Source organism: Burkholderia aenigmatica, assembly GCF_048627025.1.
GTDB classification, from domain to species: Bacteria; Pseudomonadota; Gammaproteobacteria; order Burkholderiales; family Burkholderiaceae; genus Burkholderia; species Burkholderia aenigmatica.
In genome coordinates this window covers 2,184,334-2,203,171 of record NZ_CP184469.1, presented here as the reverse complement: position 1 = coordinate 2,203,171, position 18,838 = coordinate 2,184,334, and the positions used below count along the sequence as shown (strand labels likewise).

General features: G+C 65.7%; 18 protein-coding genes. 10 read left to right on the top strand and 8 right to left on the bottom strand.

Annotated elements, in window-relative coordinates:
* Positions 1-83 precede the first annotated feature (83 nt).
* The 4 genes from ACN8ZM_RS26820 to ACN8ZM_RS26805 form a co-directional block, all read right to left on the bottom strand.
* Positions 84-581 carry a shikimate kinase gene (locus ACN8ZM_RS26820; protein ID WP_420211222.1) on the bottom strand — a complete coding sequence of 166 codons (498 nt, stop codon included), beginning with the start codon at positions 579-581 and terminating at the stop codon, positions 84-86.
* 300 nt (positions 582-881) lie between these two features.
* Complete coding sequence (argG, locus tag ACN8ZM_RS26815) at positions 882-2,216, bottom strand: argininosuccinate synthase (RefSeq protein ID WP_011355992.1); 1,335 nt, start codon at positions 2,214-2,216, stop codon at positions 882-884.
* Between the two features lie 329 nt (positions 2,217-2,545).
* Positions 2,546-3,616, bottom strand: coding sequence for an FUSC family protein (locus tag ACN8ZM_RS26810; protein WP_420211221.1), 1,071 nt, complete (start codon positions 3,614-3,616; stop codon positions 2,546-2,548).
* A gap of 163 nt (positions 3,617-3,779) precedes the next feature.
* Positions 3,780-5,312, bottom strand: coding sequence for a sensor domain-containing diguanylate cyclase (locus ACN8ZM_RS26805; RefSeq protein WP_043178078.1), 1,533 nt, complete (start codon positions 5,310-5,312; stop codon positions 3,780-3,782).
* Here ACN8ZM_RS26805 and ACN8ZM_RS26800 point away from each other — a divergent pair.
* From ACN8ZM_RS26800 to ACN8ZM_RS26765, 8 genes are all read left to right on the top strand, one after another.
* Positions 5,299-5,493, top strand: a complete 195-nt coding sequence (locus ACN8ZM_RS26800; protein WP_155291760.1) for a hypothetical protein — start codon at positions 5,299-5,301, stop codon at positions 5,491-5,493. The genes ACN8ZM_RS26805 and ACN8ZM_RS26800 overlap by 14 nt on opposite strands.
* A 408-nt stretch (positions 5,494-5,901) precedes the next feature.
* Positions 5,902-7,437, top strand: coding sequence for an amino acid permease (locus ACN8ZM_RS26795; RefSeq protein ID WP_089453502.1), 1,536 nt, complete (start codon positions 5,902-5,904; stop codon positions 7,435-7,437).
* 264 nt (positions 7,438-7,701) lie between these two features.
* Positions 7,702-7,947: a DUF3717 domain-containing protein gene (locus ACN8ZM_RS26790; protein ID WP_043178075.1), complete on the top strand. Its 246-nt coding sequence runs from the start codon at positions 7,702-7,704 to the stop codon at positions 7,945-7,947.
* 181 nt (positions 7,948-8,128) lie between these two features.
* Entirely contained in the window at positions 8,129-9,046 is a 918-nt protein-coding gene (locus ACN8ZM_RS26785) for a LysR family transcriptional regulator (RefSeq protein WP_011355987.1), read from the top strand.
* 109 nt (positions 9,047-9,155) lie between these two features.
* The gene (locus ACN8ZM_RS26780) at positions 9,156-10,001 is read left to right on the top strand and encodes an alpha/beta fold hydrolase (protein WP_420211220.1); all 846 of its coding nucleotides are present in this window, start codon (positions 9,156-9,158) and stop codon (positions 9,999-10,001) included.
* Positions 10,002-10,282: 281 nt separating this feature from the next.
* Complete coding sequence (locus tag ACN8ZM_RS26775; protein ID WP_420211219.1) at positions 10,283-11,185, top strand: hypothetical protein; 903 nt, start codon at positions 10,283-10,285, stop codon at positions 11,183-11,185.
* A 72-nt stretch (positions 11,186-11,257) separates the two neighbouring features.
* On the top strand, positions 11,258-11,860 hold the full coding sequence (locus tag ACN8ZM_RS26770) for a hypothetical protein (RefSeq protein ID WP_143331161.1): 603 nt from the start codon (positions 11,258-11,260) through the stop codon (positions 11,858-11,860).
* The gene (locus ACN8ZM_RS26765) at positions 11,847-12,818 is read left to right on the top strand and encodes a WD40/YVTN/BNR-like repeat-containing protein (protein WP_420211218.1); all 972 of its coding nucleotides are present in this window, start codon (positions 11,847-11,849) and stop codon (positions 12,816-12,818) included. The genes ACN8ZM_RS26770 and ACN8ZM_RS26765 overlap by 14 nt, the downstream gene beginning before the upstream one ends.
* A 102-nt stretch (positions 12,819-12,920) precedes the next feature.
* Here the strand turns inward: ACN8ZM_RS26765 and ACN8ZM_RS26760 are convergent, their stop codons facing one another.
* From ACN8ZM_RS26760 to ACN8ZM_RS26750, 3 genes are all read right to left on the bottom strand, one after another.
* Entirely contained in the window at positions 12,921-13,274 is a 354-nt protein-coding gene (locus tag ACN8ZM_RS26760) for a hypothetical protein (RefSeq protein ID WP_043178067.1), read from the bottom strand.
* Positions 13,275-13,453: 179 nt separating this feature from the next.
* Positions 13,454-15,064 (bottom strand): intermembrane transport protein PqiB, encoded by a 1,611-nt coding sequence (locus tag ACN8ZM_RS26755; protein WP_420212677.1) that lies wholly within the window; start codon positions 15,062-15,064, stop codon positions 13,454-13,456.
* Positions 15,065-15,090: 26 nt separating this feature from the next.
* On the bottom strand, positions 15,091-15,753 hold the full coding sequence (locus ACN8ZM_RS26750) for a DUF3313 domain-containing protein (RefSeq protein ID WP_420211217.1): 663 nt from the start codon (positions 15,751-15,753) through the stop codon (positions 15,091-15,093).
* 396 nt (positions 15,754-16,149) lie between these two features.
* Between ACN8ZM_RS26750 and ACN8ZM_RS26745 the strand changes: the two genes are divergently transcribed.
* A complete protein-coding gene (locus ACN8ZM_RS26745; RefSeq protein ID WP_089453495.1) occupies positions 16,150-16,758 on the top strand; it encodes a TetR family transcriptional regulator in 609 nt (202 codons plus the stop codon).
* A gap of 120 nt (positions 16,759-16,878) precedes the next feature.
* On the opposite strand, the gene ACN8ZM_RS26740 is transcribed toward ACN8ZM_RS26745, so the two are convergent.
* Entirely contained in the window at positions 16,879-17,499 is a 621-nt protein-coding gene (locus ACN8ZM_RS26740) for a TetR/AcrR family transcriptional regulator (protein WP_420211216.1), read from the bottom strand.
* 94 nt (positions 17,500-17,593) lie between these two features.
* Here ACN8ZM_RS26740 and ACN8ZM_RS26735 point away from each other — a divergent pair, with 94 nt between their 5' ends.
* On the top strand, positions 17,594-18,835 hold the full coding sequence (locus tag ACN8ZM_RS26735; RefSeq protein ID WP_420211215.1) for a glycosyltransferase: 1,242 nt from the start codon (positions 17,594-17,596) through the stop codon (positions 18,833-18,835).
* Positions 18,836-18,838 lie beyond the last annotated feature (3 nt).

Below are 18,838 nucleotides of genomic sequence, written 5' to 3'. Positions count from 1 at the left end.
GGGCGGTGTTCGACCGGGCGAGGGTTCGTCGACGGCAGCCGTGCAACGCACGCGGGGCGTGCTTCACGCGGCCACGCGTACCGCTAGGCGCTGGTCGCCGCGACGCGTCGCGCGATGTCGTCCGTGCACGCGTCCGCCGATGCGGTCGACGTATCGATCAGGCAATCGCTGAACGCACGCGACGCATACCCTTCGCGATACATGTCGGCAACACGTTGGCGCTCCCAGTCCGTCAGCGCACGCAAGCCGCGATTCGACGAGGCGACCGCTTCAGGTGGCGCGAGCGTCACGACGAACAACCGCGCATCACGCGCATCGCAGGCGGCGCGCAGCCGCTCGAACTCCGTTTCGCCGATCGGATAGGCGATGACCAGATGACGCTCGCGAGCGTTGGCGATCTGCGTGACGAGACGTTCGAGCGCGATGGCCCACTGCACGTCGAACGGTGCGTCTTCGGGCGCATCGTGGTCGTCGCCGTCGATGAAGCGCGCATCGGGCAGCACGCGGGCGAGCGCGAGACCGATCGTCGTCTTGCCGCTGTTGATTGGGCCGTTCAGGTGGATGACGGTAAGGGCGGTCATGAGTCGGCGCGGGAATCGGAAGACTCGCAGCTTGCCATGACTGGCGCGGCGGTGCAGTACCGTTGGTCCGTCACGCGGGGCGATGCGATGAGCGGAAGCGGAAAGGCGGAAAGGCGGAAAGGCGGAAAGGCGGAAAGGCGGAAAGGCGGAAAGGCGGAAAGGCGGAAAGGCGGAAAGGCGGAAAGGCGGAAAGGCGGGGAGAGAAGAAGCGGCAGACTGCGCGCGTGGTGATGCGCAACGCACGCAGCCTGCCCGGCCGTGCCGCATTCGACGATGCGGCACGGCGTCGAGCGAAGCGACTTACTTGTCGTCGCCCTTGATCTGCGGCAGCGCCGACGTTTCACCCGGCGTCAGCAGGCCGACTTGCGAATACACGCGCAGCTTGTCGCGCGTATCGGTGATGTCGAGGTTGCGCATCGTCAGCTGGCCGATCCGGTCGCGCGGCGAGAACGTCGATGCCACCTTCTCCATCGACAGGCGTTCCGGCTGGTACGTGAGGTTCGGCGACTTCGTGCTCAGGATCGAGTAGTCGTTGCCGCGGCGCAGTTCGATCTTCACTTCGCCGGTGATCGCGCGCGCGACCCAGCGCTGCGCGGTTTCACGCAGCATGATCGCCTGCGGGTCGAACCAGCGGCCCTGGTACAGCAGGCGGCCGAGGCGGCGGCCGTTCTCGCGGTACTGCTCGATCGTGTCTTCGTTGTGGATGCCGGTGACAAGACGCTCGTATGCGATGTACAGCAGCGCGAGGCCCGGGGCTTCATAGATGCCGCGGCTCTTCGCCTCGATGATGCGGTTCTCGATCTGGTCGCTCATGCCGAGGCCGTGGCGGCCGCCGATGCGGTTCGCTTCCAGCAGCAGCTCGACCGGGTCGCTGAATTCGACGCCATTCAGCGCGACCGGCTGGCCGGCTTCGAAGCGCACCGTCACTTCTTCTGCGGCGATCTTCACGTCGTCGCGCCAGAACGCGACGCCCATGATCGGGTTCACGATCTTGATGCCGCTTTCGAGGCTTTCCAGATCCTTCGCTTCGTGCGTCGCGCCGAGCAGGTTCGAATCGGTCGAGTAGGCCTTCTCGGCCGACATCTTGTACGCGAAACCGGCCTGGTTCATGAATTCGGACATTTCGGCACGGCCGCCGAGCTCGTCGATGAACGTCTGGTCGAGCCACGGCTTGTAGATCTTCAGATCCGGGTTCACGAGCAGGCCGTAGCGGTAGAAGCGCTCGATGTCGTTGCCCTTGTACGTGCTGCCGTCGCCCCAGATGTTGACGCCGTCTTCCTTCATCGCGGCGACGAGCATCGTGCCCGTCACGGCGCGGCCGATCGGCGTGGTATTGAAGTACGTGACGCCGGCCGTCGTGATGTGGAACGCGCCGCTTTGCAGCGCTGCGATGCCTTCGGCGACGAGCTGCGCGCGGCAGTCGATCAGGCGGGCGCCGGCTGCGCCGTATTCGATCGCGCGTTTCGGGATCGCGTCGTAATCGTCTTCGTCGGGCTGGCCGAGGTTCGCCGTGTATGCGTACGGGACGGCGCCCTTGAGTTTCATCCAGTGCAGCGCTGCGCTGGTGTCCAGGCCGCCGGAGAAGGCGATACCGACCTTCTGGCCGGTCGGGAGGCTTTCGAGAATCGTGCTCATAGGAATAACCGTGGATTGAAGCCGGTGGGATCGTATTTCGCGGAATATGCGAGTATCGGCTGTCCGGGAGGTTGGGGCAAGGGTTGATTTTGGTGCGGAACCGTCGTCGGGCCTGTCGCAGCGGGCCTGACGGGCGGTTAACCGGGCGGAGAATGCCGTGCAAGCCGGGGCGAAATCGCGGCAGAAACAGGCATCGACGCGCCCGGCCGAGCGCCGTGTTTCCGGGGCCGGATCGGCCGAAGGGCGGGGCTGTCGCCGTCAGGATGCCGGTTTGCCATCAAGAAAGGCAAATGAAAGATTGATGCGCGAAGCCCGGATTCTCGCGAGCCTCAGATATTCCACGACTGCGCGGTATCGAGCAGCTTCTCGCGCAACTGGTCGACTTCCCCGGCCAGTTTGGCCGTGATCGACACGTACCCGGACAGCTGCGGCGGCGGTGCGTCGTGCGGCGGGTCGGCCGGCCGGCGGCGCGCGGCGAGCCGGCTCGGCGTGCCGAACTTGAGCGCGCGGCTCGCGCCGACCAGCGTGTCGCGGATGCGCCGGTTCACGGCCTTCATGTCGACGCGCATGTATTCGCGCGCCGCGACGTCGTCGCGGGCCGGCACCGCGCTCGACAGGATCTCCAGATAGCCGATGCACAGGCGCAGGCTGCGCTGGATCGCCTCGAGCTGCGTCATCGACGTCTCGCATTCCTTCGATACCGACGGCATCAGCGAGCGCAACTGCACCAGCAGCGCGCTCAGTGCGGCCATTTCCTTCAGGTGCGTGTCGTCGCTCACGTGGCGATCGCCCGCGAGCCGCGCATGCACGGCCGCGCACGCGCGCAGCGCATCGGCGAGCTTGTAGCGCCACGAGTAGGTCGCATAGAGCGGCAGCGCGAACGAGAACGCCAGCGCGATCGCGATGCCGGTCAGCACGTTCACCGCGCGCCACAGGCCATCGACGATCTCGTTGTCGCCGTGCCCGGCGACGATCACCATCGTGATCGCCGACAGCAGCGCGATGTAGCCGGCCTTGCCGATCGCGTGATACGCGCAGAAGCCGCACGCGAGCGCCATCAGCAGGTAGATCGCGAGCGGCGCGTGCAAGAACGAATAGAGCAGGATCAGCCCGAGCCCCGCGAGCGCGCCGATCGACGTGCCGAGCGCGCGCTCGGCCGCCTTCTTGCGGATGTTGCCGTGGTGCTGCAGCCCGCCGACGACGATCAGCACGGTGATCGTCGACCATTCGCCGTGCGGCACGTTCAGGCCGGTGGACAGCGCGATCGACACGAGAATCGCAAGCGAGACGCGTGCCGCATGGATCAGCTTCGCGTGCCGGTAGCGGCGGTACGGGTCGAGCAGCGGGCGGAGCGCGTTGCGCAGGAGCGGCGGCAGCCGGGTAGGGAGCGGGGCGGTCATGTCGGAGCTGGGGTGGCCGGAACGCGCACGGCGGCCTGCGCGGGCCGGCGCCGCGCCGCATGTGCAGCAGACGTAACGCTAGCCGAACGCGGGAGGACTGTCCACGGCGCGGTCATCCGGCCTGGCCGGCCGCCGAGCGACTTCACGTCGCGTCAGGGCGATGTCATGCGTCCGCGGCGGTCGGCTGCGCCTCCAGCACGCGGTTGCGGCCGCCGGACTTCGCGCGGTACAGCGCCTCGTCGGCACGCCGCAGCAGCGTCGCGGCGCTCAGGCGGCCGTCGGCGGCGGTCGCCGCGCCGATGCTCGCCGTGACCCGCCCGTACGGGCTGTTCATGTGCTCGATGTCGAGCCCCACGATCGCGCGCCGGATGGCCTCGGCGACGATCGCGGCGCCTTTCGCATCGGTGTCGGGCAGCGTGACGACGAATTCCTCGCCGCCGTAGCGCGCGACGTGATCGCTGTCGCGGCGCAGGCAGCGCGACGCGGTTTGCGCGACGCGCCGCAGCACGTCGTCGCCGGCCGGGTGGCCGTAGTAGTCGTTGAACGCCTTGAAGTGATCGACGTCGACGAACAGCACCGACAGCGGGCGGCCGCTGCGCGACGCACGCTGCGCCTCCTTCGCGAGCACCGTGTCGAACGTGCCGCGATTGTCGAGGCCCGTCAGCGCATCGGTGTGCGCGAGCCGGTACAGCTTCGATTCGGCGATCTGCCGGCGCTTCAGCTCGCGCGACAGCGCCAGCGACCCCCACGCGATGAAGCCGGTGAACAGGCACATCAGCACGACGGTCCAGATCGCGCGGTGGTGCCACGACGCGTAGATGTCGATCTCGGCGGGCGCGACGTCGACGATCAGCGGCAGGCCGGCGAGATGCTTGTAAACATAGATGCGCCGGATGCCGTCGATCGCGCCGATGCCGGTCAGCGCGCCGGTGCGGGCGCGCTGCGATTCGATGAACAGCGGCGAGTCGTGCAGGTCGAGGCCGACCACGTGCGCGTCGTACGGCAGGCGCGACACGAGCGTGCCGTTGTCCTCGACGATTGCCGCGCTGCCGTGCTTGCCGACCGCGAGGCCGTCGAGCAGCGCGTGAAAGTAATCGATGCTGAGCGTGCCGACGACGATGCCGGCGAACGTGCCGTCGGGCCGGCTGATCCGGCGGCTGAGCGCGATCGTCAGTGCGCCGCCACGCAGCCGGGCCGCATACGGCCGGCTGATGTAGAGGCCCTGCGTGAGCCCGTCGCGATGCACGGCGAAGTAGTCGCGGTCGGCGAAATTACCTTGCCGCGCGGGCGACGCGCTCGAATCGATCGCGATATTGCCGTGCGCGTCCATCACGAAGATCGATCCGAGATACTCGCCGGTCGCCGCGCGGTCGAACAGCAGCCGGTGGCGCTGGCGCGGCGGCAAGGTCATCAGTTCCGGGTCGGCCATGCCGTCGACGACGTTCTGCAGCGACAAATCGTAGAGTTCGATATTGCGCGCGATATCGCGTTCGATCAGCAGCATCAGGTTGCGCGCATTTTCGACCGCATGGTCATATGCGTCGCGCCGCGCCTCGATTAAAAGCGACGTGGAAAGCCCCCAGCTGAACATCAGCAGCACGATCCCCGCAACGAGTACGCCGCGGGGCGACAGAATGCGTGCCACGATCGACGCGGTATGGCGGCGCAGCGCGGCGGGCAGCGTGAATGACTTCATCCTCGGGGGCGGCGGGCGGCGGATTTTCGCGTCGTTGGCGATTCCGCGTGCTGTTTATTTCGAATTGGCTCGCATTATCTCGCGATTTCCTGACATTCGCGTGCGCATGCAAAACATGCATGCGGATACGGCGATTCAGAATTGTTACGCATCATTACCGCTTTACGCGCGGGTGATTTGATTTGAATCAATCGTCGATATCGGTTGTTTTGTCTGAATAATCCCGTGATTACCCGGCGATTATGTAGGTCGGCGCGGGGGCGGGAGGATGGCGACAGGACAGCAGCGAAATACCGGGCGGATCGGAAACCGGATAACCACCGGGCGCATGTGGTTTTTATGCCGGCCTGCGGCGACGCCCCGGTTCGACGCGGCCAACTCCTTGATTCTGCGAAATCTCCGCGGCGGCGGCGGGTGGCGGAACCTGAGCTGTCCCCGTGACGAATCAGGTAGAATCCGCGCTTCGCCGCAGGCGCCCGCCGCGCAACGCGTATCGGGGCCGCATCGAATGCATCGCAGGACGCGCACCGCGCTCCGATTCCGCATGCGCCGGCTACGGATGCCGGCCCGCTCAACGTTCGTCTCGTTTATGTCCGCAATTCCGAAATCCGACCCACCCGGTTCGCCCGCGAACCCACCCAAGCTTCATCGCGCGCTGAAGGCGCGCCACCTGACGATGATCGCCATCGGCGGCTCGATCGGCACGGGCCTGTTCGTCGCGTCCGGCGCGTCGATCTCGCAGGCCGGCCCCGGCGGCGCGATGGTCGCGTACATGGCGATCGGCCTGATGGTCTATTTCCTGATGACGAGCCTCGGCGAAATGGCGGCGTTCATGCCCGTGTCGGGCTCGTTCGCGACCTACGGCGCGAAATACGTGGACGAAGGCTTCGGCTTCGCGCTCGGCTGGAACTACTGGTACAACTGGGCCGTGACGATCGCGGTGGAGCTCGTCGCCGCGCAGCTCGTGATGCATTACTGGTTTCCGGACGTGCCGGGCGTGTGGTGGAGCGCGGCCTTCCTCGGCGTGATGTTCCTGCTCAACGCGCTGACCGTGCGCGGCTTCGGTGAAGCCGAATACTGGTTCGCGCTGATCAAGGTCGTCACCGTGGTCGCGTTCATCGGTGTCGGCCTGCTGATGATCTTCGGCATTCTGAAGGGCGCGCCGAGCAACGGCTGGGGCAACCTGACGATCGGCGACGCGCCGTTCGCGGGCGGCCTGCCGGCGTTGATGGGCGTCGCGATGATCGCCGGCTTCTCGTTCCAGGGCACCGAGCTGATCGGCGTCGCGGCCGGCGAATCGGAAAACCCGCGTACGACGATCCCGCGCGCGGTGCGCCAGGTGTTCTGGCGGATCCTGCTGTTCTACGTATTCGCGATCTTCGTGATCGGCGTGCTGATTCCCTATACTGACCCGAACCTGCTGAAGACGGACGTGACCGACATCGGCGTGAGCCCGTTCACGCTGGTGTTCCGCCACGCGGGCCTCGCGTTCGCGGCCGGCGTGATGAACGCGGTGATCCTGACGGCCGTGCTGTCGGCCGGCAACTCGGGCATGTACGCGTCCACGCGGATGCTCTACAACCTCGCGACCGAAGGCCGTGCGCCGAAGATCTTCGCGAAGCTGTCGCGCGGCGGCGTGCCGCGCAACGCGCTGTACGCGACGACGGCCGTCGGCGCGTTGTGCTTCTTCACGTCGCTGTACGGCGACAAGACCGTGTACCTGTGGCTGCTGAACACGTCGGGGATGACGGGCTTCATCGCGTGGCTCGGCATCGCGGTCAGCCATTACCGGTTCCGCAAGGGCTACGTGAAGCAGGGCTACTCGCTCGACCAGTTGCCGTACCAGTCGAAGTGGTTCCCGTTCGGCCCGCTGTTCGCGTTCGTGCTGTGCCTCGTGATCGCGCTGGGCCAGGACTATCAGGCGTTCCTCGCGAACCGGATCGACTGGGCCGGCGTCGCCGCGACCTATGTCGGCATTCCGCTGTTCCTCGTCGTGTGGCTCGGCTTCCGGTTCCTGAAGAAGAGCCGCTTCGTGCGCTACGAAGACATGGAAATCGCGCCGTGGATCGCCGCGAGCCGCGGCGCGCAGCGGGAGCCGGTGGCGAACCGCGAAACCGTGGGCTGACGCAGGCGCGGCCAGCGGCCGCACGACATGCGACGAAACGGGAAGCCTTGCGCTTCCCGTTTTTTTTGCCCGGCTTTTGCCTGCACGGGGTCAAAGCCGGTTATATTGCCCGACCCTACCGGGCCACGGCCCGGCCGGCGCGAGGCGCGCCGCGCGGATCGGCATCCGGCGCGCGCGAGGTGCGGCGGCCGGCGACATGTCCGGCGTTTTCATCGTTCCATCCGGGCTGCTCCAGCCCGCGGAGCGCGCAACCCAGAGGAATCCATGAGCGCATCACCCGCCGAGCGGAAGGCCGGACCCGTTTCCATCGTGCGACTCGAAGCCGCGATCAACGCGTGGCGCGAAGTGTACCCGCCGGCGCCGGACGGCGAGGACGGCTACGCGCTCGACGCCGGCAGCAATTGCCTCGCGGAGCTGTACGGCACGATGATCTGCTATCAGTTGCCGGACGTGCCGCTCGACTCGCTGAGCGACGCGCAGCGCGACGCGCTCTACGCGACCGAGGTGTGACGGACGGCGCGTGACGCCGCCGTGCCGCGGCGTCGATGAAACAACGGGAAGCTCGCGGGCTTCCCGTTTTGCTTTGGGCGGCGCGGGGCCGTGCGCGTGGCGGTTGGCGCTGCCTGCGGTATCGTGACGACATCATCCGGCCCGGGTTGAACGCCGGATCGCTGTCCGGGAGGCATCGAACATGGAGTTGAGACACCTCCGCTACTTCGTCGCGGTTGCCGAAGAGCGGAATTTCACGCGGGCGGCCGAACGGCTGCACATCGCGCAGCCGCCGCTGAGCCGCCAGATCCAGCAGCTCGAGGAAGCGCTCGGCGTGCCGCTGTTCGAGCGCAACGCGCGCCCGCTGAAGCTGACCGACGCGGGGCGCTTCTTCTATTCGCACGCGGTGCAGCTGCTCGCGCAGACGACCGAGCTCGAATCGATGACGAAGCGGGTCGGCAAGATCGAGCGCAGCATGTCGGTCGGTTTCGTCGGCTCGACGCTGTACGGGATGCTGCCGAAGATCATCCGGCGCTTTCGCAGCGAGTATCCGGCCGTCGAGCTGAGCCTGCACGAGATGTCGACGATGGACCAGATCAAGGCGCTGAAGGAAGGGCGCATCGACGTCGGGTTCGGACGCATCCGCCACGAGGATCCGAGCGTGCGGCGCGTCGTGCTGCGCGAGGAGCGGATGATCGTCGCGCTGCCGGTCGGCCATCCGCTCGACAGCGCGAAGCCCGTGCTGTCGCTGCACGATCTCGTGAACGACACGCTGATCATCTTTCCGAAGGCGCCGCGCCCGAGCTATGCGGACCAGGTGCTCGCGGCGTTTCACGATCGCGCGTTGCAGCCGCGCAAGATCTACGAGACGCGCGAGCTGCAGATCGCGCTCGGCCTCGTCGCGATGGGCGAGGGCGTGTCGGTCGTGCCGCACAGCGTGTACGGGCTGAAGCGCGACGACATCAGCTACAAGCCGCTCGACGATCCGAACCTCGTGTCGCCGATCATCATGAGCATGCGGATGCTCGACGAATCGGAGGATCTCCGCGCGATGCAGGCGCTGATCTACCGGCTGTACGACGAGGCGCAGATGGAGTATCTGCCGCCGCAGCCCGAATGAACGCGCGGGCGGTGGGGGCTTGCTTGACGCTGTGTGCGGACGCGGGCCAACATCGCAGGATCCAGTGGGGCCGCCGAGGGGCGGCCGCTTTCATGCAGACGACAGACACATGACCGACATCGTGACCGAGGAGACAACCGTCGAGACGCCGCAAGGGCGCCTCTTTGCGAAACGCTGGCGCGGTGGTCCGGCGCAACAGGCAGCGGGTGCGTTGAATGTAGGCGCGCCTGGGCCGGCCGCGCCTAAGCCGGTCGCACCGATCGTGCTGCTGCACGATTCGCTCGGCTGCGTCGACCTGTGGCGCGACTTCCCCGCGCAGCTTGCGAGCGCCACGCAGCGCGACGTGATCGCATACGATCGCCTCGGCTTCGGCCGTTCCGATCGTCACCCGGGGACACTCGGCACGACGTTCGTGCGCGACGAGGCCGATCGTGCGTTCGCGGCGCTGCTCGAACAACTGGGCGTCGACGCGTTCGTCGCGCTCGGGCACAGCGTCGGCGGCGGGATGGCGGTCGGGTGTGCGGCCGCGCATCCGGAGCGTTGTCGCGCGCTCGTGACGATCGCCGCGCAGGCGTACGTCGAGGAGCGCACGCTGGCCGGCATTCGCGACGCGGGGCAACAGTTCGACGAACCGGGCCAGCTCGACCGGCTCGCGCGCTATCACGGCGACAAGGCCGAATGGGTGCTGCGCGCGTGGGTCGATACGTGGCTGTCGCCGGCCTTTCGCGACTGGAGCCTCGACGACGTGCTGCCGCACGTGCGTTGCCCGACGCTGGCGATCCACGGTTCGCAGGACGAATACGGCTCGTCCGTGCACCCGAACCGCATCGCGTCGCGCGTGGCCGGAATGTCGTCCGTCGTGATGCTGAAGGAATGCGGGCATGTGCCGCACCGCGAGCGCACGGCCGACGTGCTCGACGCGGTGAAGGATTTCCTGACGCGGCATGGGGTGTGAGCGCAGGATGGTCGTGCGATGAGTTGTCGATCCGCCGTCCTGGCCTGAAAACAGGGGAATCGTTCGCGCCTGCGCAGCGTATATTGGCCCGCGCGAGACCGACGAGGGGGACTGCATAAGACGACAACCATCGGGTTGAAACAAAAAATGGCGACCTCACGGACGCCGAATTGAGAATGTGACCGCGCGGTGTCGGTATTTTTTCTGAACATCGAAGTATTTCGGAGCGATCCGTACACGGTGTATCGATACTACATCCTTCCGTCTGCCGAAGATTGCAAATGATGAAGAGTGCGAAGCGATTTTTGATCGGGGCGGTTATGGCGATGGCGGCCACCTGCGCACAGGCCTTCGAGTTCGAAGATGCGGTGCCGCTGACGATCGGCGCGATACAGCGCAACGCCCGGCCATCTGACGTCGAGGTGTCGCTGGATGGGAAAACAATCACCGTCTCGGCGCGATTGAGCAATGAAACGCATGCTTTGGTGAAGAGGGGGTATTACGCATACACGCCACTGTTTCACCGTCTTGGCGCTGGCGAGGAGAATGATGACAAAAGCTTTTCTGATTTGAAGGTGACCTTCGACGGAAAAGCGATTCCGCTCGTCACCGGGCGGCGCGCGTTCTTTCTCGGCAAGGACGTGACCGGCGAGGTAAGGGCGGCAGGCCTGGATCCGCTTCCGAGTGAAGAGAGCGATCTCGCGAAAGTTGCTCGAATTAAACCTCAGTTGGGAATGAAACTGAGCGATGGCCGCGATTGGGAAGGTTTCGTGTCGTACTCCTGGGTCATTCCGGTGCCGGCTGAGTCGACGGGCGTATTGACCATCCGCTATCAGGCGCTGCCGCAGTTCAGTCTGGATGAGGTGACGAGTGCGCGTTTTGCCCGTCTCGTCGAGCAGCACTGCGGTGACGTCGCGCAAGTGACACAAAGGCTGCACGCGATGGATGCGGGATCCGGACAGATTCTGGTTCAGCGATACGTCGTGCCCGTTTCCTTCATAAACAGGGCGCCGGTCAAAGTGAGCCTGTCGCAGCCAAGCCCCGACTGGATGGGCGGACGACCGTTGTTGTCGCTCACGTGCGGCTTGACCCCGCGCGACGGTGCGTCGCTTCCTGCAACAGGCCGGATCGACGATTCGGATGCGAAGTTATCGATTCTGGTTATTTCGAGCCCGGCCCGTTAACTATCGCTGTAAATCAGCAAATCGTACGAAGAACGGCTTACAGTTCTGCAAGTGCATCAGGAGAAACAGGCAATGGCCCAGGCACAAGGAAAGGTCACCCCTAAAAATGATTCGGCAGGCGTTGAGGTCAATATTTGTCAACCCCAATGGATCGCTGAGCAAGAAACGTTCAAGATCGCCAACAGTCCTCCGCGTACGGCAAATCTGACGTTCTCTGGGGCAGACCTGAATTACCTGGCCCGGGTGTTGTATGCGGAGTCGAGCGGGGCAGGGATACTGCCCGATGAAAGCGATCGCCGGATCGAGAAAGAGGCGCTGCTGAACGTTTTCTATTTCAGATTGAATCGAAAGGGCTATCCAAGAAACGATTACATTGCCAAGAATTTTTCCATGGTTTGCAATGCTGCTGGTCAATTTGACTCGTTGCAACCGAAGCCGAGGCCGAAATTCATTAATTCTGGAAATCCGAAGTATAAGGCGTTGGGAAAGAGCGAGTGTTCTGATTTGCAGGAATCAATCGACGCAGTGCAGGCTTTCATTGCGGGTGGGCCGAACTCGAAATATATATACGATAACTTCAGATCCCGCTCGGCGCGTCATAGTGGCACGATTATCGGCAACTCAAAGTTTTGGCTTTCGGAATTGGGTAAGGAAGAATCCGATGCAGTGCGCTAAATGGATCAAGACTACGCTCGCTGCAGCCTTGTTTGCATTCGGGGGCGCGGCAAGCGTCGCTGATGCGGCGAATTCAGGCGCAGACAATCCGGTACACAAGCTGGAGATCGGTCGGCTGACGATTTTCCAGAAGTACTCGGAGTACCTGCGGTTCGTCTTGACTGATGGCCGGCAAATCGCCGTGACAGATACGGCGGGTTTCTATTGGCCATTGGTGAGCGCCGACATGCAGGGGCGCTTCTACATCGGCAACAGGGTCATCGATAGCGCCAATGGTCGTGTGGTAAAAACCGACGCAGATCGACGAGCCATCGTCCTCGGCGCTCATTACACCGTGTCTGCTGACGATGTTCGTCATTCGGTGAAGGTCCGGCGTGGTGGGCACGTGTGCGAAGTCGATGTCAGGAAACTGGGCCTTGATCCGGCAGACGGAAGTGCCAGCGAGTTCCTGCGCGGTGTCATCCGCTTCGTCGATGCGGACGGGCCGCTGGTCGGCCTGGTGACGTTGGGCGGCAATCAGGCCGGCGATACCCGTTATCTTGCCGTCAGTATTTCGCCCGAGACATGCGCCGTAAAATCGACCGATCTCGGCAACCCGGATTATCTGTTTGAACTGGGTTGGACACCGAACGGACATTGGTGGATAACGGGCACGACCGAGGGAACGTTGATCCGCTCCGACGATGGCATGACGTGGGTCACGACCCAATTGCCCGATACGATATCCCAGGCTGTCAGTGCGTACGTTGCCGATCCGAACCATGTCTGGCTCGCAGCCAATTATGCGCATATGGCGGACAAGGACACTCCCGAGATCGTGTATTCGGAGGATGGTGGCAAGACATGGACGCCGCTCACGTGGCAGAGCAGCTTGATGTCCCGTATCCCGCCATACTGGCTGGAAGGGCAAATGCGTTCTAGAAGCAAGCCTGTCATGAACGAGTCCAAGACTCGCTGACGCAAGTCATCGAGCGACGATGCGGACGGTCGACGTGCTCGCCGCGGTCTGCGAGTTCCTGCACCGCTCGGGCGCCTGAGCCCCCGAGCGGGCAGCGGGCCCTCAGAACGCGAGCTGGATCGCGAGGTCGATCGCGAGCAGTGCGATCGAGCAGCCGATACCGAGGACCACGTTCGGCAGCCGGTGCTCGAAGTCGCGATTGTCGCGGCGCATCGCGGCGCCGAGCAGGAAGATCGCTTCGACGAATATCTGCAGCCCGACGAACAGCAGCATCAACAGATACTCGTAACCCATCTGCTTGAACCCGGCGAAGTGCATCCCGTGATCGCGGATCCATTGGCCGACGCGCAGCAGTTCGTAAACGAACAGCAAGGCGGGAAACAGGTAGCTGATGAAATAGGTCGGCGCGGTGGCGTGCCGTAGTTCGAGGTGGAAGTGCTGATGCGTGGTTGCCATCACGAATCCCTCCTTGCAACGCATGATTGCGGTCGCGACGGCGGCGCGACAACGTGCAAATAAAGGGATTACCCGAGGCGTCGTGCGCAGCCGTACGACATCAGCATACTGCTGCACGGGAAATTTGGCATGCGGTGCGTGCGGTCGTCGTAAAAATGCATCTGCGCCGCGCGCCGCGTTTATTGCGCCGCATTCGCTGCATTCGCCGGATGCGCGGCGCCAGTCGGTCGTGTGGTGCTCGATGCATGCGGCCGCCACCACTCGGGATGCTGCTCCAGATCGCCGGCCAACGCGCGCAGCGCGCGCGAGGTGCGCGCGAATTGCGTCAGCGTGAGGCGGACGTTCGATGTATTGGCACCTTGTTGCGCGAGCATGGCCTGCGCGGCCGCGAACGACTGCCGCGCGGTGCCCAGCGCCGCGCGTGCATGCGGGGCGAGTTCGGTATCGAGTTGCTTGAACAGCGCATCGGTATTCACGAGCGCGGCGCTCAGATCCGTACCCATGCGATCGAGCGGCAACCGGGAAAGCGTGCCGGCGATATCGGTCATCTGGATGCGCAGGACGTCGAGTGTGCCGGGCACGGTCGGCAACACGATTGGCTCGCGATGCGTGTCGACCGAGGCGGGCGGGGCATTCGGGAACATGTCGAGCGCGACATACGAGCGGTTCGCGATCGGGTTGCCGACGCGCAGCTGGCCGCGCAAACCGCGCGCGACGAGCGTGCGCAGCAGTGCCTTGCCGGCTTCGCTGGCGCCGTTGCCGAGCGTGTCGCGGTAGCGCTGCCCGAGGCGATCGGGGTAGAGCGCCATCGTCACGCGCATCGCGACGTCGCCGCGTGCCGCATCGTATTCGGTACCGACGGCCGTCACGTTGCCGAGTTCGATGCCGCGAAACTCCACCGGTGCGCCGATCTCGAGGCCACGCAGCGAACGATCGAAACGCATCACGACGGGGGCGGCCGGCGCGTTCGGCGTGCGCATCGCGTCGATTTCGTCGTCGGCCACGCGAAAGCGCGCGCCGTCCGGTGCCGCGACACCCGTTGCGTGTCCGAGCGGCGAGGCGAACGCAAGTGCGCCGCCGAGCAGCGCGGCGAGCGACGGCGTGTCGAGCTGCATGCCGCCCGCGCCGAGCCGCAGGCCGAGGCCGCCGGCCTGCCACCAGCGCGCATCGACGTCGACCGCTCGATCGAATGGCGCGGCGACGAACACGTCGATCGAGACGCCGTGCCCGTCGGCATCGAGCGCATAGCCGGTCACCTGGCCGACGCGTGCGCGCCGGTGATAGACGGGCGAACCGATCGCAACCGAGCCGAGCGAGGTCGCGCGCAGCGTGTAGTGACGGCCGCCGTCTTCGGTGACGGGCGGCGCATCGAGCCCGGTGAACGTCGTGCGCGGTTCGCGCGAATGGCCAAGCGCGGCCGCGATGTACGAACCGGACAGCGCCGCATCGAGACCGGAGAGGCCGCCGGGCCCGATGCGCGGCCGCACGATCCAGAAGCGTGAGTCCGCCGCCGCCAGTGCGTGCGCGTCGGCGTCCAGCCGCACATCGATCGTCACGCCCGGTTGTCCGCGCAACGCGCGAACGCGCGTGACGCGGCCGATGTCGACATTGCGCAGCCGCAGCGTCGATCGGCCGGCGGCCAGCCCGTCGGCGCTTGCGAAGGCGATCGAGATCGTCGGCCCGCGGTGGCCGAGCGACGCGATGCCCCATGCGAGACAGAGCGCAGCGGCCGCGAGCGGCACGATCCAGACGAGCGCCGCCCGCGTGCGGGCCGGCACGCCTCTGCGCATCACGGGCTACCGTGTGCCGGCGGGTTTCAGTCGAATTGCGCGACGAGTGCATCGGCGCCCTTGTCGATGCCCGTCCTGGCCGCGCTGAGTGCGCCGAAACTCGCGCCGATGTTCATCGCATTCGGATACTGCTTCGTCACGTACGCGTTGATCAGCCGGTTCGTCGCCGCATCGCGAATCTCCACCGCATACATGACCGAGCCCGTGAACGCGCCTTCGCGGCCACGAATCGCCTGCACGCCGTTGTACACGTTGCCTGCGAGATCGAAGTGCGCGAACGCGCCGGCAAACGTCGTCGTCGTCGCGGCACCCGTCAGCGTCAGCTTCACGCGCAGCGTGTCGGGGCCGGGCGTGCTCGTCAGTTCGAAGCGCTTGCCGAGCTTCTTCGCGAACGTGTCGCCCATGTACGCAGCGAGCGTCGATTTGTCCTGGTCGGTCAGGTCGCCGAACTGGTGGTCGGTGCCGCGATAGATGGCCACCGGGTCGAGGATCAGCTTCCGGTAGGTGTGCCAGTCCGCCGGCAACGCGTAGCGGTAGGGCACGTGGCCGGACTTGTCCTGCGGATCGCTGCGCAGGTACGGCGACGATTCGATGCCGCTGTAGCGGGCGGGCTGGACGCCGGCGCATCCGGCGAGCGCGACGCAGAGCGCGGCGTTGAGCAGGTGGCTGGGCTTGATCGATCGGTTCATCTGACTCTCCGGGTCGGGGTTCGCGCCGGTAGCGCCGGGCGAAGGGGGGTGAAACAGGGCGGTATCGCCACGTCGTGTTGATGGAAGAAAACCAACCAGACGGTTTGTTTTTGGGGCGCAGTCACCCCATGAATGCCGGGTACAACAAGCCGTCGGGCACGGGGCATTGGCCGGACAGCCAGGCTGCAGGCTGCGCGCACATCGCACCACGCGATGCGCGGTGCGATCCGGTATCCGGACGGGGCCGATGCGGGAGCCGATCGTAGCACCGCCATTTCTTGAAGTAAACCGTCCAGGCGGTTTGTTTGTGATAGACTCCGCGCACTTCCTTCATACGATCACGATCGCGCCGGTTCGGCGCGTTCGCCTTGCATGACTCCATAGCGGGGAAATTTCATGGACAACCCGACGCGTTCCGAGCGAACGCGCACTGCCGCGATCCAGGCGGCGCTCGCGATTCTCGAGCGCGACGGCCCGGGCAAGCTCACGTTCGATGCGATTTCGCGCGAAAGCGGCATCAGCAAGGGCGGGCTGATGCATCAGTTCCGCACGAAAGGCGACGTGCTGAACGCGCTGATGGAACATCAGCAGGACTACTACCAACGATTCCAGCGCGATTACCTGGCCGCGCGCGATCCAGGGGCCGCGCAGCCCACGCTGTCCGCGCAGATCGCGACGATGCGCGAAGTGATCGACCAGCAGCCGTCGGCGGCGCTGGCGATCATGGCGGCGCTGGTCGAGGATCCCGCGCCGCTGCAGCAGGTACGCGATATCGACGCCGAGAACGCGAAGCGCATCGCGGCCGAATCGGGCGATCCCGATCTTGCGCTGCTGCGCTGGAAGGCGGCTTGGGGGCTCGCGCTATCGGCGATGTTCGGGTTGTGCCCGCTGTCGTCCGACGAGCGCGCGCGGCTGTTCGACCGGCTGCTCGACGAGACGCAATGGCCGTCGGGCGGCGGCGCTGCCGCTGCCGCGCCGGCCGCGAAAGCGTCGCGGAAAAAATGAAGCGGGCATTCGTCGCATGCGGGGTAGCGGTCGCCCGTTTCGGGCGCTCGCTGCTCGCGGTCGTGCTCGGGCGCTTGTGATCCGGTGAGCGCCTGGCCGGCCACCGGCCTCCGGCGCTGCTCAGTTTTTCGCTTCCGCGCCTTCGACGAACAGCTTCGCGACCGCCTGGAACTCCCGTTTCAGCGACAGCCCCGGCACGGTCAGCCAGCGCAGCATCGCCGCGAGATACAGGTGATGGAACCACGTCGCGAGCTGGTCGGCTCGCAGCGTGCCGTTCAGTTCGCCGGATTGCTGCCCGGCTGCGATCAGTTGCTGCCACACGAGCGCGATATCGCTGCCGTTCTCTCCACCGCTTGCCGGTTCAACCGCGCCGATGCTCAGGAAGCGATGGCGCAAATACGCGAGCAGGTACGCGGGATGCTGCTCGCACCACGCGGCCGACGCATCGAGCACGCAGCCGATGCGCGACGCGAAGGTCTTGCGCCGCGCGACGTCGCGCTGCAGATGTGCGAGATCGCGCGCGAGTTCGCCTTCCAGCCAGTGCGCGAGCACGGCTTCCTTCGTTGCAAAGTGGTTGTACAGCGTGCGCTTCGCGACATCGGCCTGTGCGGCGATCTGTTCCATCGTGACGGCGTCGTAGCCGTGCGCGTCGAACAGGCGTGCGCCGGTGGCGGCGAGATGCGCGAGCATCTGGATGCGCTTGCGCGCGCGACGGCCCGGATCGTCGGTCGGAATCGGCATGGCGGGGGATTGACTGAAAGTGTACGAGTTGCATTAGTATACGACGTGCATTTTTTAGAATCCACCCGTTCCCGCCGTGTACGAGGAGTCACGCATGAAGCTCGTCATCGCCACCTACGGCACCGAAGGCGACACGCGCCCGCTTGCGGCGCTCGGCCGTGCGCTGATCGACGCCGGCCATGAGGTCCGGTTGCTGGCCGACGCGGCGACGCTCGGGGCGGCCACGGCGCTTGGCGTGCCGTCGGCGCCGTTGTCCGGCGACATCCGCCGGGCGATTGCGCCGGATGGCGCGTTGGCGGATGCGGTGCGCGGGCGCGGTGGTTTCAACGACACGTCGAAGGCGCTCGCGGCGATCGCCAATGCGAACACGACCGCCTGGATGCGGGAAATCGCGGAGGCGTCGGAAGGCTGCGATGCGATCCTCGTGTCCGGGCTCGCATCGTTCGTTGGCTTGTCGGTCGCCGAGTTTCGCGGCGTGCCGGCGATCGGCACCGGCATGATCCCGATCACACCCACTACGGCATTCGCGTCGCCGTTCCTGCCGCCGCAGACGCTGCCGCGCTGGCTGAACCGCGCGAGCCACCGGTTCGTGAACGCGCTGTTGTGGCAGGCGTTCAGGAAGGCGACGAATGCGGCACGTGCGAGCGTGTGCGGGTTGCCGCCGCGCAGGCAGGTATGGACCGATCATCCGATGCTGTACGGCGTGTCGCCAGCGCTGTTGTCCGGCCCTGGCGACTGGCCGTCGAACGTGCAGGCGTGCGGCCAGTGGCGGATCGATGCGCATGCCTGGGCGCCGCCGTCCGAGCTCTCGGCTTTTCTCGAAGCGGGCGATCCGCCCGTGTACATCGGCTTCGGCAGCATGGCCGGCTTTGATCGCGTCGCGATGGTCGATGCGCTCGTGCGCGCGCTCGCCGGCCGGCGAGCGTTGTTCTATCCGGGCTGGAGCGGTATCGACGTGTCGATGCTGCCCGCGCACGTTCACGTGATCGGCGATACGCCGCACGACTGGCTGTTCCCGCGCGTGTCGATGGCGATCCATCACGGCGGGTCGGGCACCACGCATTCGGCCGCACGGGCCGGCATTCCGTCGGTCGTCGTGCCGTTCGCGGGCGATCAATTCTTCTGGGCGAACCGGCTGCAAAAACTCGGCGTGGCCGATGCGCCGGTTGCGGGGCGGCGCATGGACGCTGCCGCGCTGGCGCAGGCCATCGCGTTTGCCGAACGGGACGAAACGAAAGCGCGTGCGCTCGAACTCGGCGCGCGCATCGCGCAAGAGGAAGGTCTGAAGCGGGCCGTCAGTGCGATCGAGCGGTGGGGGCAGCCGGGCGCGCGGTAAGCC